The organism is Marivita sp., assembly GCF_020055635.1.
In the GTDB taxonomy this organism is placed as follows: Bacteria; Pseudomonadota; Alphaproteobacteria; order Rhodobacterales; family Rhodobacteraceae; genus Marivita.
Window position 1 is genome coordinate 1 of record NZ_JAIPUT010000040.1, and the last position, 14513, is coordinate 14513.

General features: G+C 64.5%; 9 protein-coding genes and 1 pseudogene. 4 read left to right on the forward strand and 6 right to left on the reverse strand.

Translation table 11 applies throughout. From position 1 onward, the window contains the following. A pseudogene (locus tag LCF60_RS16680) lies at window positions 1–405 on the forward strand (hypothetical protein); the annotation flags it as partial. 125 nt (window positions 406–530) lie between these two features. Here the strand turns inward: LCF60_RS16680 and LCF60_RS16685 are convergent. The 4 genes from LCF60_RS16685 to LCF60_RS16700 all read right to left on the reverse strand — a co-directional run bounded on the left by LCF60_RS16685 (window position 531) and on the right by LCF60_RS16700 (window position 4450). Further along, entirely contained in the window at window positions 531–707 is a 177-nt protein-coding gene (locus LCF60_RS16685) for a CsbD family protein (protein WP_292293286.1), read from the reverse strand. Between the two features lie 177 nt (window positions 708–884). Next, window positions 885–2336, reverse strand: a complete 1452-nt coding sequence (gene der / locus LCF60_RS16690; protein WP_292293287.1) for a ribosome biogenesis GTPase Der — start codon at window positions 2334–2336, stop codon at window positions 885–887. A gap of 79 nt (window positions 2337–2415) precedes the next feature. Beyond that, window positions 2416–3744 (reverse strand): PQQ-binding-like beta-propeller repeat protein, encoded by a 1329-nt coding sequence (locus LCF60_RS16695; RefSeq protein WP_292293289.1) that lies wholly within the window; start codon window positions 3742–3744, stop codon window positions 2416–2418. A 49-nt stretch (window positions 3745–3793) separates the two neighbouring features. Next, complete coding sequence (locus tag LCF60_RS16700; RefSeq protein ID WP_292293290.1) at window positions 3794–4450, reverse strand: hypothetical protein; 657 nt, start codon at window positions 4448–4450, stop codon at window positions 3794–3796. Between the two features lie 349 nt (window positions 4451–4799). Here LCF60_RS16700 and LCF60_RS16705 point away from each other — a divergent pair, with 349 nt between their 5' ends. Continuing rightward, window positions 4800–6101, forward strand: coding sequence for an efflux RND transporter periplasmic adaptor subunit (locus tag LCF60_RS16705; RefSeq protein ID WP_292293292.1), 1302 nt, complete (start codon window positions 4800–4802; stop codon window positions 6099–6101). Beyond that, window positions 6098–9862, forward strand: coding sequence for an efflux RND transporter permease subunit (locus LCF60_RS16710; protein ID WP_292293294.1), 3765 nt, complete (start codon window positions 6098–6100; stop codon window positions 9860–9862). The genes LCF60_RS16705 and LCF60_RS16710 overlap by 4 nt, the downstream gene beginning before the upstream one ends. A gap of 100 nt (window positions 9863–9962) precedes the next feature. Here LCF60_RS16710 and LCF60_RS16715 read toward each other — a convergent pair whose 3' ends face one another. Together LCF60_RS16715 and LCF60_RS16720 are read right to left on the reverse strand one after the other, a co-directional pair. Further along, a complete protein-coding gene (locus tag LCF60_RS16715; RefSeq protein WP_292293296.1) occupies window positions 9963–11777 on the reverse strand; it encodes an ABC transporter ATP-binding protein/permease in 1815 nt (604 codons plus the stop codon). A gap of 67 nt (window positions 11778–11844) precedes the next feature. Further along, a complete protein-coding gene (locus tag LCF60_RS16720; protein WP_292293298.1) occupies window positions 11845–13395 on the reverse strand; it encodes a helicase HerA-like domain-containing protein in 1551 nt (516 codons plus the stop codon). A 460-nt stretch (window positions 13396–13855) separates the two neighbouring features. Between LCF60_RS16720 and LCF60_RS16725 the strand changes: the two genes are divergently transcribed. Continuing rightward, the gene (locus tag LCF60_RS16725; protein WP_292288638.1) at window positions 13856–14491 is read left to right on the forward strand and encodes an invasion associated locus B family protein; all 636 of its coding nucleotides are present in this window, start codon (window positions 13856–13858) and stop codon (window positions 14489–14491) included. The last annotated feature ends 22 nt before the right edge of the window (window positions 14492–14513 follow it).

Genomic DNA, 14513 nt, shown 5'->3' on the forward strand with positions numbered 1-14513 from the left:
ACCGGCGCGATCGGCCTGATCTGGGCCACGCTTGTCCTCGGCGCGGGCATGATTGCCAATGTCGCCGTGGAACGGACCCATGCGCTTGCCGCCGATCCGCTGGCTGCGGCGTCCCTCTGGCAGACGCTGCACGCGGTAGAACTGGGCCTTGGCGGCGGCAACGAGATTGCAGGCGGCGCATGGCTCTTGGCCGTCAGCCTCGCCGCGCGCGCGAGCGGTATTCTCGGTCGCGTCACGACCGGGATCGGCGCATTTAGCGGATTCGCCGGGCTCGCGACCATCCTGCCACCGCTGGGAGAGATCGCGGGAGCGGTCTTCGGCCTCGGCGCCATCGCCTGGTTCGTCGCGGCTGGCCTCGTGCTCCTGCGCGGCGGCTCGCACGCCTCTCGCACAGGCTTGGCCTGAAGGCTGCCGAAAAAAACTTCGGCAGCCACCGCGATCCTCAGAAAATCAGCGCCAACAATCCGATGACCACCAAAAGGCCGATCAGGAAGATGATGCCGACGGCGCTGCCGAGAAACTTGAGCATCTCATTCGTTCCTTTTCAGAGCGTCCCTTGCCTTGCCCACGCCCTTTTGCGCCTTGCCCTCGGCCTGGTCGGCCTGGCCGCTGCGCTCGGTGTCCTTGTCGCCGGTGATCTTGCCCAGGGTCTCCTTGACCGATCCCTTGATGTCCTTGGCCTTGCCCTTGTTTTCGTCTTCGCTCATCGGAGTTTCCTTTCGTTGCAGTCACGCACCCAACGCCGCCGGCCTTGGTCCGTTCCGGTGACATGACTGCAGAGGCGAAAACAAAGGTGGCGATCCTGCCAAATCCGGCTGGACTCCGTCACACCACTACCGTGAAGGCGGTTTCGCCCAAGACCACAAAGCCGACGATACAGACAACTAGCCCCGGTTCTTTCCCAGGTGCTTTTTCAACGCGCCGGCGTTCCGTTCACGGCGACCCTTGTACGGGTTCTTGTCCCCCTGCCCGCGCAGCGTCAATCGGATCGGAGTGCCCGGCATGTCAAAATCTTCGCGCAACCCGTTGACCAGGTAGCGCTTGTAGCTTTCGGGCATCTTGTCGGGATGCGAGCACATGACGACAAAGCCCGGCGGACGGGTTTTCGCCTGGGTCATGTAGCGCAGCTTGATCCGCTTGCCCTGCGGCGCGGGGGGCGGGTGCTGTTCGACCATGCCCCCGAGCCAGCGATTGAGTTGGGCCGTGGTGACACGGCGGTTCCAGACATCATGCGCCTTGACGATGGCGGCCTGCAAGCGGTCCAGCCCGCGTCCGGTCTTGGCGGATACGGTTACAAGCGGCGCACCGCGCAGCTGCGGCAGGAGGCGTTCAAACTCGTCTTTCAGCTCGCGAAGCTTTTCCTGCTTTTCGTTCTCCGCGTCCCATTTGTTGACGGCGATGACCACCGCGCGTCCCTCGCGTTCGGCCAGATCGGCGATGCGCAGATCCTGGCTTTCGAACGGGATCGCGGCGTCCAGCAGGACCACCACCACTTCGGCGAATTTCACCGCGCGCAGACCATCGGAGACCGACAGCTTTTCCAGCTTTTCCTGCACCTTGGCCTTCTTGCGCATGCCCGCCGTGTCGAAGATGCGCATATGGGTGCCGTCCCATTCGGTCTGGACGGAAATGGCGTCGCGGGTGATTCCCGCCTCGGGTCCGGTCAGAAGTCGGTCTTCGCCGAGGATCTTGTTGATCAGCGTGGACTTGCCCGCGTTCGGGCGGCCCACCACGGCGATCTGAAGCGGTTTCGACTTGGTGATGGCGCGGGGCGCGTCGGGATCGTCTTCGCCAACATCCACCTCGACTTCGGGGGCATCGGCCTCTGCGCGTTCCTCGAACCCGTCGGCCAGCGGTTGCAGCATCGCGTAGAGGTCCGGCATGCCTTCGCCATGTTCGGCAGAGATGCGCAGCGGTTCGCCAAGCCCCAGCGCATAGGCTTCCAGCACGCCCGCTTCGGCGGCGTTGCCTTCGGCCTTGTTGGCGCCAAGGATGACATGGGCGGCGCGTTTGCGCAAAATCTCGGCCAGCACTTCGTCGGCGGGGGTCACACCCACACGCGCGTCGATCAGGAACAGGCAGATATCGGCCATGTCCACAGCGCGTTCTGTCAGTTTGCGCATCCGGCCCGGCAGGCTTTCGTCGGTCGCCTCTTCCAGACCGGCGGTGTCGATCACCGTGAAGCGCAGATCGCCCAACCGGGCCGCGCCTTCGCGCAGGTCACGGGTGACGCCGGGTTGGTCATCGACCAGGGCCAGCCGTTTGCCGACCAGTCGGTTGAACAGGGTCGATTTGCCGACATTTGGACGGCCGACGATGGCGAGGGTGAAAGACATGGGCGCGCAAGGCTCCGAATTGGGCTTCGGTTGAATTCAAGCCGCTCGCCTAGCCTATTTCCCGCGCCTGCGAAAGGGGTCAGCGATAGGCGTGCAGCACACCGTTGGTGGACACGACGTAAAGCGTGCCATTCGCCACCACGGGCCGGGTTGTCGCCCCGCCGCGAATCTCGGTCTGGCCGATCAGGTCGCCCGTGGTCGGGTCGAAGGACCGCAGGAACCCGTCCGAAGAGGCCACGATCAGACGCCCGCCCGCCAGGATGGGGCCATGGTTGACATAGGCCGAGTCGCGGCGCCGCTGCGGCCGGCGCACCGGCTCATAGCCCGGCAGGTCGACGGCCCAGATCCGCGTGCCGTCCTCGGCGTTCAGGCGGATCAGTTCGTTCAGGTCAGACACCAGGTAGACCGAGTTGCCCGCGGGCCAGACCGGATCGAGCGCGCCGTGTTGCGCGGTCCAGAGCCGTTCGCCGGAATTGATGTTGAGCGCCACGACACGGCCCGAATGGTTGCCCGCGTAGACGGTGTTGCCGTCGATGACCGGATAGCCGGTGATATCGTCCACCAGCGCAATGGCAAAGCCGCGACGGGTGCCGACGATATCGGCGCTCCACACCCGCAAACCGCCCTGGCGGAACGCGCCCTGCACCGCCCCGCTGCCGAACGAGAACACGACATGGGTGTCGTTGACCGCTGGCGGTGCAGCCCCGGCGACATTGGCGGTATCGCCCAGGCCGTCGGATTGCCAGCGCACGCGGCCATCCTCGGCCTCGATCGCCCAGGCGGTGCTGTCCCCCGCCACGACATAGACCAGATCGCCGAACACGGTCGGCGCGCCGGTCGCCGTGTCTTGCAGGCGCTGGGTCCAGATTTCCTGCCCCGTGGCGGCATCGACCGCCGACAGCGTGCCGAAACCGGAGGTCACGTACAGGCGGCCGTCGTCATGAGCCAATCCCCCGGCCAGCGCCTGGGACGCGTCATCGCGCAGCGGCACCAGGCTGTAGGACCAGAGCGCCTCGCCGCTTGTGGACGTGGCGCTGACGCGGCCGGCGCTGTCGATGGTAAAGACACGGCCATCCGCCACCACCGGGTCGGTGATGATCCGCGCGCGACGCTTGTCGCCCTGCCCGATCGACGTCGACCAGATCGGCGTCAGGTTGGCTGACAGGGCGGCATTGGACGTCCGCGCCGACGGGCTCACATGGCTTTGCGGCCAGGCAGCATTGGCAGAGCTTGCGGGCAGATCGGCAGGCGCCGAAATATTGCCCAGGGCTTCGGCTTCACCGGGTTGGGTTTGCTCAAGCACCTCGCGGACGCCAAGACGGTCGCCCGGCAGGATCACTTCGCGCTCTGCACAGCCGGCCAGGACGCCTGTTGCCACGATGCTTGCCACCAGAAATTTTGCTTGCACTGCCCTGCCCTCGTCTTTTTGTCGTGTCGGAGCGCGATGGCCCTTTCGATCAGGACGCCTCTATCTCGCCTCCCAGCGCCACAATCAACTGAGACGCGCGTCGGCGCAAGCCTGCAGTCAGTTCCGCATCGCCCAAAATGGCATTCAGGCGCGACAGTGCCGCATCGGTGTCGCCGGTCTCGATGTCGAGCAGCGCCAGTTGTTCCTCGGCCAGAAGCCGCAGAGGCGCGCCGGGGGTCGCCATCGCCTCGAAGGCGACGCGGCGTTCCTCGACGCTCAGCGGCGTTTCGGGACGGGTCAATGCCTTGAAGCTGGCGATCTGTCGGTAGATCTCGGGCAGGTCGCCGTTCGTCGCAGTCTGGCTGAGCCGTTCCGAGGCCGCTTCGCCCTCGCCCGCCACGCCCTGTTCGGCCGCGATCAGCATGTCGAGAACCGCGTTGGCTTCGTCCGTGGGTGCCGCGATGTCGTCAAGCGCCGCGACACGGTCAGAGGCGTCGTCATTTTCAAGCGCTGCGATGATCGCGTCCCCGAAGGCCTGCGCGCGGGCGGCTTCGACAGAGCGCGTGTATTCGCGGTAGGCGGTCCCGCCCACCAGCAGCAGGACAAGCACAACGGCGATCCAGCCATAGCGGCGCATCAGCCGGAAAAGCCGGTCGCGACGTACCTCTTCGGTGACTTCGTCGATAAAGCTGTCTGTCTCGCTCACCCGTGGGGCTCCCTCATGTCGCGTGCCTGTCCAGTGGACCGCGCGTGAATTTCGCCCCTCATAACGCGCCGACGCGCGGGTGCCAAGCGGGGCTTTTCACGGTCTTCGGCCCTGCCAGTGTGCCTCAAGAGTGTCTGTCAGGTACAATTCTTGTGCACCGCGGGTCGCAAAAGCCCCTTCATCGACACTGAACCGATCGGTTCAGCTTGAAAAAATGCGGCGACATCTTTATTCTGAACCGATTAGTTCACCGTAGTTCTTTTGTTGATTGACAAGATGGATTACGGACGCCTTATCCGGATCGACACTGTCATCCCAAGGTAGAAATTACAGGCACAAGGTGCGTCTGATGCGTATAGTTCCCCTGATTACCGCAGTATTGGTGGCGGCAATTCTTTTCGGACTGGTGATCGAGCGGGATCGTCTTTTCGCGCTGATCGACGAGCTGAGCCCGCGTGAGCCTGCTGAAGAGGTGGTCGAGACCGTCGACGCGGAGGCACCCGCCGCCGAAGAACTTCCCCAGACGGTCGAGGACGGGGTGGTCCGGGTCCTGGCTAAGCGGTCGGTTGCCGAAGAGGTCGGTACCCAGGTGCGGCTGCGCGGCGAAACCGAGGCGGCGCGCCAGGTGTCGGTGGTGGCGGAAGTCAGCGGCAAGATCGCGTCGCCGCCCCTGCGCAAGGGGGCCTTCGTGCAGGAGGGCCAGTTGCTGTGTTCGGTCGATCCCGGCACCCGTCAGTCCAACCTTGCCGAAGCGCAGGCCCGACTGGCCGAGGCGCGGGCCCGCAGACCCGAGGTCGAATCCCGCATTCCCGAGGCACAGGCCCGGCTGGCCGAGGCCAAGGCGCGGCTGGAAGAAGCGCGCATCAATGCAACCGCCGCCGAACGGCTGAGCGAGGGCGGCTTCGCCAGCCAGACCCGCGTCGCCAATACCGAAGCCGCCGTACAAAGCGCCCAGGCCGCAATCACCACAGCCGAAGCCGGCGTGAAGGCCGCCGAAGCCGGGATGGACAGTCTTCAGGCCAACATAGAAAGCGCCGAAGCCGCGGTGAACCGCGCGCAGACCGAAATTGACCGGCTCGAGATCAGCGCGCCGTTTTCCGGCGTTCTGGAAACCGACACGGCCGAGCTGGGCAGCCTGCTGCAACCCGGCGGGCTGTGCGCGACGGTGATCCAGCTTGATCCGATCAAGGTGGTCGGCTTTGTTCCGGAAAACGATGTCAACCGCGTCGAGGTCGGCGCGATGGCCGGGGCACGGCTCAACGAGGGCCCGGATGTGCAGGCGCGTGTGACCTTCCTGTCAAGATCGGCCGATCCGACGACACGGACCTTTCGGGTCGAACTGACGGTGCCGAACCCCGATTTTGCCATCCGCGACGGCCAGACCGCCGAAATCCTCATACAGTCGCAAGGCGTGATGGCGCATCTTCTGGCGGCGTCTTCCCTGACGCTGAACGACGAAGGCACGCTGGGTGTGCGGACCATCGACGATCAGTCGCAGGCCGTCTTCATGCCGGTCTCGGTCCTGCGCGACACCGCGGAGGGCGTCTTGGTGACCGGCCTGCCCGACCAGGTGGACGTCATTACCGTTGGACAGGAATTCGTCACCGATGGCGTGACCGTCGCGCCCAGCTTTGAAGAGGTCATCCAATGACCGGGATCGTCGACTGGGCCGCCGAGCGCGCCCGCATGGTGCTGGCCTTCATCGCCTTGTCGCTGGCCATCGGCACCTTTGCCTATACCGGTCTGCCGAAAGAGGGTGAGCCGGATATCGAGATCCCTGCCCTTTTCGTGTCGACCGTGTTTCCGGGCATTTCGGCTGCCGACAGCGAAACGCTTCTGGTCAAGCCGATGGAGACCGAGCTGGCCGATCTGGACGGGCTGAAGACCATGTCCGGCACCGCCGCCGAAGGCTATGCCGGTGTGGCGCTCGAGTTCGAGTTCGGCTGGGACAAGTCGCAGGTCATGGCCGATGTGCGCGACGCGATGAACAAGGCGCAGTCGAAGTTTCCGACCGGCGCCGAGCAATACTCGATCAACGAGATCAACTTTTCCGAATTTCCCATCGTCATCGTGAACCTCACCGGCCCGGTGCCCGAACGCACCATGGCCCGCGTCGCCAAGGATTTGCAGGACCGTCTGGAAACGCTGGATTCCGTGCTGGAAGCCGGGATCGCCGGCAACCGGGACGAGATGCTCGAGGTGGTGATCGACCCGTTGAAGCTGGAAAGCTACAACGTGACGGCCAGCGAATTGATCAGCGTCGTGCAGAACAACAACCAGCTGATCGCGGCCGGTGAGCTGCGTAGCGATCAGGGCAGTTTCGCGGTCAAGATCCCGTCCAGCTTTGACGATCAGCGCGATGTCTACGACCTGCCGGTCAAGGTGAATGGCGACCGCGTGGTCACTTTGGGCGATCTGGCGACGATCAACCTGACCTTCGAGGACCGCCAGGGCACCGCACGGTTCAACGGGGAAAAGACGCTGGCCTTGCAGGTGGTCAAGCGCAAGGGCTTCAACCTGATCGACACCGCCGATGCGGTCAAGGCCGAGGTGGCCGCGGCCGAGGCGCTCTGGCCGCCCGAGTTGCAGGCGGCTGTCACGGTGGGCACGTCGAACGACCAGTCCCGCATCGTGGACAGCATGGTCCGGCAGCTGGAAGGATCGGTCCTGACAGCCATCGCGCTTGTGATGATCGTGGTTCTGGCGGCGCTCGGCCTGCGCGCGGCTCTGCTGGTTGGGTTTGCCATCCCGACCTCGTTCCTGCTGTGCTTCGTGTTCCTGTCGATCATGGGGGTCAGCATCTCCAACATCGTGATGTTCGGTCTGATCCTTGCCGTGGGGATGCTGGTCGACGGCGCCATCGTGGTGGTCGAATATGCCGACAAGCGCATCAAGGAGGGCACCGGCCCGATGCACGCCTATGTCGAGGCGGCCAAGCGGATGTTCTGGCCAGTGGTGAGTTCGACAGCGACAACGCTCTGCGCCTTCCTGCCGATGCTGTTCTGGCCGGGGGTTCCGGGTGAATTCATGGGGATGCTCCCCGTGACGCTGATCTTCGTGTTGTCGGCCTCGCTTGTGGTCGCGCTGGTCTATCTGCCGGTGATGGGCGGTGTCACGGGGCGGTTTTCCCGGATGCTCGACCGGGCCTCGCAGGGATTGCGGGCGCGGACCTCCTGGCTGGTACGCGCCGCCCTTGTGCCGCTCGTGTTGGGCCTGCTGCTGATCGGCGCGCTGCTGCTGCTTGATCCGGGGTTCCTGTTCCCGCCGATCGCGGACGGGGCCGCGGCGCATGTGCCGGGGATCGTGCTGTTCCTGATCGGGTCGATCCTCGCGTCCATCGTGCTGGACGCGGCGTCGATCAGCTGGAAGCGTACCCGCGTCGAGGGCCATCGCCGCCGCACCCTGTTCGGCATGTTCATCAAGCTGATCGCCGGCAACCCGATCATGCCGATTGTCGCGGCGGCGGGTGTGCTGGCCTTCGTGTTCAGCGTGTTCACCTATTTCGGCGAGAACAACAACGGCGTCGAGTTCTTTGTCGAATCCGAACCCGAGCAGGCGATTGTCTATGTCAGGGCGCGCGGCAACCTCAGCCTCGAGGAGAAAGACGCGCTGGTCACGCGGGCCGAAAGGATCGTGCTGGCCCATCCCGGCGTCAAGAACGCGTTTTCCTTTGCCGGAGATGGCGGGCTCAACACCGATGCCAGCGGCGCGGCAGTGCCCAAGGACACGATCGGTCAGGTGCAGCTTGAAACGATCCCTTGGGAAGACCGCGCCGACCGTCCCGATCTGGACGGCGATCTGGTTCTCGCCGAACTGACCGAGCAGTTGCAGACCATCCCCGGCGTCGAGATCGAGATCCTGTCGCAGAACCGCGGGCCGGCCAGCGGCAAGCCGGTGCATCTGCGGCTCAAGTCCGACGACTGGGACACGCTGCTGGCCGCGACCGCAACCGCGCGCGAGACATTCGAGGCGACGCCGGGCCTGACCCTGATCGAGGACACCCTGCCCCTGCCCGGCATCGACTGGCAGATCGACGTCGACGTCGAGAAGGCCGGGCGTTACGGTGCCAACGTGGCGGTTGTGGGCGCGATGGTGCAGCTGGTCACCCGCGGCATCCTGCTCGACACGATGCGCGTGGACAGCTCGGACGAAGAGATCGAGATCCGCGTCCGCCTGCCCGAGGAGGACCGGTTCCTGTCGACGCTCGACACGCTGCGGGTGCGGACCGCCGACGGGCTGGTGCCGCTGTCGAACTTCATCACCCGCAAGCCGGTGGCCAAGCTGGCCGAGATCAACCGCGTCGACCAGAAGAGGCATTTCGACGTCAAGGCCGATGTGCTGCCGGGGCTGTCCAAGGTGATGGTCGACGGCCCGGGCGGGCCCACGACCCTGGTGACGCTGCGGGAGCGCGCGGATGGCGAGATCACCGCACCGAACGGCACCCGCCATGCGCTGTTTGCCTCGGGCGCCGCAACCGCCGCAGAGGTGACGGCGGCGCTCGAGGACGGGGCCCGTATCGTGCCGGTGAACGCCAATGAACGGATTGCCGAACTGACCACATGGCTTCAGACCAACCCGCTGCCCGGCGTCGATTGGGAATGGACCGGCGACCAGGAAGAGCAGGCCGAAAGCCAGGCGTTCCTGGGCAAGGCCTTTGGCGCCGCGCTGGGACTGATGTTCATCATCCTGCTGGCGCAGTTCAACAGCGTCTACAACGCCGTGCTGGTGCTTCTGGCTGTGGTTCTGTCGACGACGGGGGTGTTGATCGGCATGCTGGTGATGGATCAGACCTTCAGCATCATCATGACCGGCACCGGCATCGTGGCCCTGGCGGGGATCGTGGTGAACAACAACATTGTCCTGATCGACACCTACCAGGAATACGCGCGCTACATGCCGCGGATCGAGGCCATCGTACGCACCGCCGAGGACCGCATTCGACCGGTTCTGCTGACCACGATCACCACGATGGCGGGGCTTGCGCCGATGATGTTCGGCCTCAGCCTGGATTTCTTCGGCGGCGGCTATTCGGTCAACAGCCCGACCGCGCTGTGGTGGAAGCAACTGGCCACCGCCGTGGTGTTCGGGCTGGGCATCGCCACGGTTCTGACGCTGGTCTTCACGCCATCCATGCTTGCCCTGCGGGTGTGGTTCACGACCTACGCGCTGTGGGTTTTCCGCCTGCTGGCCCGCCTCGGCGGTGGTCGGGCCAGCCGCGCAGGCCGGGACTGGGCGCTCCAGCGCGCGGCGCGGAAGGTGACGTCTCCGACAATCCTGTGGGAGGATGACGGCCTGTCCGGAACCGAGTACGAGGACGGCGCATCGGGCGCGCCCCGGTTGGAGGATCTCAAGACCGTATTGCGCCGCAGACGGTCGGATGACAGCGAACCGCCGGTGCAGGCCGCGGAGTAAGCTGCTTCGAAGCAGCTTGGGTCAAGCGCGTTCGAACGCGCTTTTCACGCCGTTTCGAAACGGCGTCGCCAATGCCTTTCGAAAGGCATTCGCCCTCCCCTCAGGCCGCTTCCTCGTCCTGCATCTGCCGGTTCCACAGCGCGGCGTAGCGCCCCTGGCGGGCAAGCAGGTCGTCATGGGTGCCCTCTTCCATCACCCGCCCGTTTTCCAGCACCACGATCCGGTCGGCATCGGCGATGGTCGACAGGCGGTGCGCGATGGTGATGACGGTGCGGCCTTCGCTTGCCAGCTTGAGCGCCCCCTGGATCGAGGACTCGGTCTCGGAATCAAGCGCCGACGTCGCTTCGTCCAGAATGAGGATCGGCGGGTTCTTGAGCAGCGTGCGGGCAATGCCCACCCGCTGCTTTTCACCGCCCGACAGCTTGAGCCCGCGTTCACCGACCATCGTGTCATAGCCTTCGGGCAGAGTGCTGATGAAATCGTGGATCTGGGCGGCGCGCGCGGCGGCGATGACCTCGTCCTGGGTGGCGTCGGCGCGGCCATAGGCGATGTTGTAGCGGATGGAATCGTTGAACAGCACCGTGTCCTGCGGCACCACGCCGATGGCGTCATGCAGGCTGTCCTGGGTCACGTCCCGCACGTCCTGACCGTCGATGCGGACGGACCCGCCGCTGACGTCGTAGAACCGGAACAGCAGCCGCCCGATGGTGGATTTGCCCGACCCCGACGGACCGACAAGCGCCACGTTCTGCCCCGCCCCCACCTCGAGCGTGACACCCTTGAGGATCGGCCGCGCCGGATCGTAGCCGAACCTGACATCCTCGAACCGGACAACGCCGCGCGCGACCTGGAGATCGGGAGCGCCGGGCTTGTCGGACACTTCCTGCGGCTGTTCGAGCAGGTCGAACATTTCCCCCATGTCGACAAGGCTCTGGCGGATCTCGCGGTAGACCGTGCCAAGAAAGTTGAGCGGCATGGTGATCTGGATCATGTAGGCGTTGACCATGACGAAATCGCCCGTGGTGAGCGTGCCGTTCTGGACGCCGAGCGCCGCCATCACCATGACGGTGATCAGACCCGCGGTGATGATCAGGCTCTGGCCGAAGTTCAGCATCGCCAGCGAGGTCGCGGTCTTGATCGCGGCGCCTTCATAGGCGCGCATGGAACTGTCATAGCGCGCAGCCTCGCGGGATTCCGCGCCGAAATACTTGACGGTTTCGAAGTTCAGCAGGCTGTCGATGGCCTTCTGGTTGGCATCGGTGTCCTGTTCGTTCATCTCGCGGCGCAGGCGGACGCGCCATTCGGTGACCTTGAAAGTGAACCAGACGTAGATGACGATCGTGATCATCACGATGATCATGTACCAGGCATCCAGCAGGAACCACAAAAATCCCATCACCAGCAGCAGTTCGAGGATCAGCGGCCCGACGCTGAACAGCATGAACCGCAAGAGGAAGTCGACGCCCTTCACACCGCGCTCGATGATGCGGCTGAGACCGCCGGTCTTGCGGGTGATGTGATAGCGCAGCGACAGCTGGTGGATGTGCGAGAAGGTCTCGAGCGCCAGCATCCGCAGCGCCCTCTGCCCGACCTTGGCAAAGACGCCGTCGCGCAATTGCTGGAACCCCACGTTCATCAGCCGTGCCACGCCATAGGCCAGCGTCAGGCCTACCCCGCCCAGCAACAGGTCGGGCAGTTCGCCGCTCAGCGCGTCCACCGCGCGACCGAAGAGCAGCGGCGCCATCACGTTGACCAGCTTTGCCGCGATCAGACAGACAATCGCAATCACCACGCGGCGTTTGACCCAGGGCATGTTGTCAGGCCACAGATACGGGCCGACCTTGCGGATGGTCCTCAGACCCGAGCGGCGCTCGTCCGCTGCGATATCTGCGTCGGTTCTGGTATCGGCTGGCATGGATTGATCGGCTTTCGTTCTGTCTCGAGCCACTCACTTAGCCCGCGCATGGCAAAAGAACCAGTGCTCAGCGTCCCCGGAACAGGCCTCCGAGGATGCCGCGTACGATCCGGCGGCCGGTCGTGCCCTTGAGCTCCTTCACCACGACCTGTGCGATCGCGCCGCCGATGCTGTCGGTAGTGCGGCTCCGGCGGGCGGGTTGCGAGGTCGAACGCCCGACGCGTGTGCCAGTGTAGCGGCGCCCAGCAGTGTATTCGCGCATCGCCGCATCGAGGTCGGTTTCCTGCTGTTCCGCCTTCTGGGCCTCTTCGGCAGCCTGCCTGGCCCGCTCGGCCAGGATTTCGAAGGCGGAGTTGCGGTCGAGCGTCCTTGTGTACTTTTCGCTCAGATCGCTTGCCCCCATGATGCCGCCGCGTTCTGCCGGCGTGATCGGACCCAGCTGCGACGAGGGCGGCCGGATCAGCGTGCGTTCGACCCTGCCGGGGATGCCCTTGCGCTCCAGCATGGAGGTGACCGCCTCGCCAACGCCGACCTCGCGGATCGCCTGTTCGGTGTCGAAGACGGGGTTCTCGCGGTAGGTTTCGGCAGCCATCCGCAACGCCTTGCGGTCGCGGGCGGTAAAGGCGCGCAGCGCATGCTGCACCCGGTTGCCCAGCTGGCCGAGGATGTCCTCGGGAATGTCATCGGGGTTCTGGGTGATGAAATACACCCCGACCCCCTTGGAGCGGATCAGGCGCGCCACCTGTTCCACCTTGTCCACCAGCGCCTTGGGCGCGTCGTCGAACAGCAGATGCGCCTCGTCGAAGAAGAACACCAGCCCGGGTTTGTCCGGGTCGCCCACCTCGGGCAGCTCCTCGAAGAGTTCCGAGAGGAGCCACAGCAGGAAGGTCGCGTAAAGCCGGGGCGCGCCCATCAGCTTGTCGGCCGCAAGGATGTTGATCTGTCCCAGCCCATCGGCATCGGTGCGCATGAGGTCGCGCAGATCAAGCGCCGGCTCGCCGAAGAAATCCGCCGCACCCTGGTTTTCCAGCACCAGAAGCCGCCGCTGGATCGCGCCCACCGACTGGACCGCGATATTGCCGTAGCGCAGCGAAACGCTGTCCCGGTTCTCGCCCAGCCAGACCAGCATCGATTGCAGGTCCTTCAGGTCGAGAAGCGGCAGCCCCTCTTCGTCGGCGACCCGGAAGGCGATGTTGAGGATGCCTTCCTGCGCCTCGGACAGTTCCAGCAGCCGCGAGATCAGCAGCGGCCCCATCTCGGCCACCGTGGTGCGGACCGGGTGGCCCTGCTTGCCGAAGAGATCCCAGAACGTGACGGGAAAGCCCCGGTAGGTGTAGTCGTCGAAACCGATGGTCTGCGCGCGGTCCGTGAATGGCTGGTGCAGCTTGAAATCGGCGCTGCCGGGCTTGGCGAGGCCGGACAGGTCGCCTTTGACATCAGACAGGAACACAGGAACGCCCTGCGCCGCGAACCCTTCGGCGAGGATCTGCAACGTCACGGTCTTGCCGGTGCCCGTCGCGCCGGCGATCAGCCCGTGCCGGTTGGCGTAATCCAGTCGCAACCATTGCTTGACGCCGTAGCCGTCACCGCCGCCGCCAACAAAGACACCGTTTTCCATGCGCATCCTCTCGGTTCTGCATTCAGGTGTCGAACATACAATCTTAACCTTTTGCCGCCAGTGTATTTTTTGCCCGAACCCTTTCGATCCGTATGCGGTTCGGGCATTCCTCCCTGTTGAACTGGCCGCGCTGATGGGCGCGGCCTTTTTTGTGATTTAAGGATTGAATTTTGCCTGTTGACGGTATGGATTTCATTTCGTAGCGTCACGGCAATAATAGTCGGCCGGTCCGACAGGGAGCAAATCGGGGAGATGCGGAAACGCATCTTCCCTTTTCTTTTCAGGGCATTCGCTGCCACGCGTAAGGTGATGGATCATCCTGGCCCGGCGCGCTCGGCCGCTTGATGATCTGCAAGATTCCGCCGCCCCTGCGGTAAAACCCTTGCGTTTAGCACTGACACTCCGCGCCACGCATGTTAACGCATGCTCAAATATGACCCGACGTTTCGGAGAGGACTTCATGACCAAATCGCTGTTTCTTCTGACCACCCTGGCAAGCTTTGCCTTGGCGGGCTTTGCCACCGCGCAAGAGACCACACAGACCGAAGAGGCGCCAGCCGCCGAGGCGCCGGCAGCCGGTGCCGACCTGTCGGTGCTGGATACCGGTGAGCCGGTGAACGACGCGGCCTCGGACGACAACACCTATGTGAAATCGACCCATGGCGATTGGGCGGTGCAGTGCCTGCGCGTCGAGGAAGGCGAACCCGAGCCGTGCCAGATGTACCAGCTTCTCCAGGATCAGAACGGCGGCAACGTTGCCGAGGTCAGCATCTTTCGTCTGAACAATGGCGGTCAGGTCGTGGCCGGCGGAACCTTCGTGGTGCCGCTCGAGACCCTACTGACGGAAAAGCTCAACGTGCGGGTCGATTCCGGTCAGGCCAAGCGCTATGACTATTCGTTCTGCACTCAGGTCGGATGTTACGCCCGCGTCGGCTTCACCGACGAAGACGTCACCGCGTTTCGTCGCGGCAGCGCCGCCAATGTCACCATCGTGCCTGCCCTTGCCCCCGACCAGCGGGTGACCGTGACGATGTCGCTGTCTGGCTTCACCGCCGCCTATGAAGAGATCTCGGCGCTCGAGCAGCAGGGCGAATAAACCCACTTCCGACAGCATGTGA

Bases quoted from the DNA above. Each gene is read 5' to 3' on its own strand.
- LCF60_RS16725 (WP_292288638.1), top strand. From the start codon at position 13,856: ATGACCAAATCGCTGTTTCTTCTGACCACCCTGGCAAGCTTTGCCTTG.
- LCF60_RS16720 (WP_292293298.1), bottom strand. From the start codon at position 13,395: ATGGAAAACGGTGTCTTTGTTGGCGGCGGCGGTGACGGCTACGGCGTC.
- LCF60_RS16710 (WP_292293294.1), top strand. From the start codon at position 6,098: ATGACCGGGATCGTCGACTGGGCCGCCGAGCGCGCCCGCATGGTGCTG.
- LCF60_RS16685 (WP_292293286.1), bottom strand. From the start codon at position 707: ATGAGCGAAGACGAAAACAAGGGCAAGGCCAAGGACATCAAGGGATCG.
- der (WP_292293287.1), bottom strand. From the start codon at position 2,336: ATGTCTTTCACCCTCGCCATCGTCGGCCGTCCAAATGTCGGCAAATCG.
- LCF60_RS16715 (WP_292293296.1), bottom strand. From the start codon at position 11,777: ATGCCAGCCGATACCAGAACCGACGCAGATATCGCAGCGGACGAGCGC.
- LCF60_RS16705 (WP_292293292.1), top strand. From the start codon at position 4,800: ATGCGTATAGTTCCCCTGATTACCGCAGTATTGGTGGCGGCAATTCTT.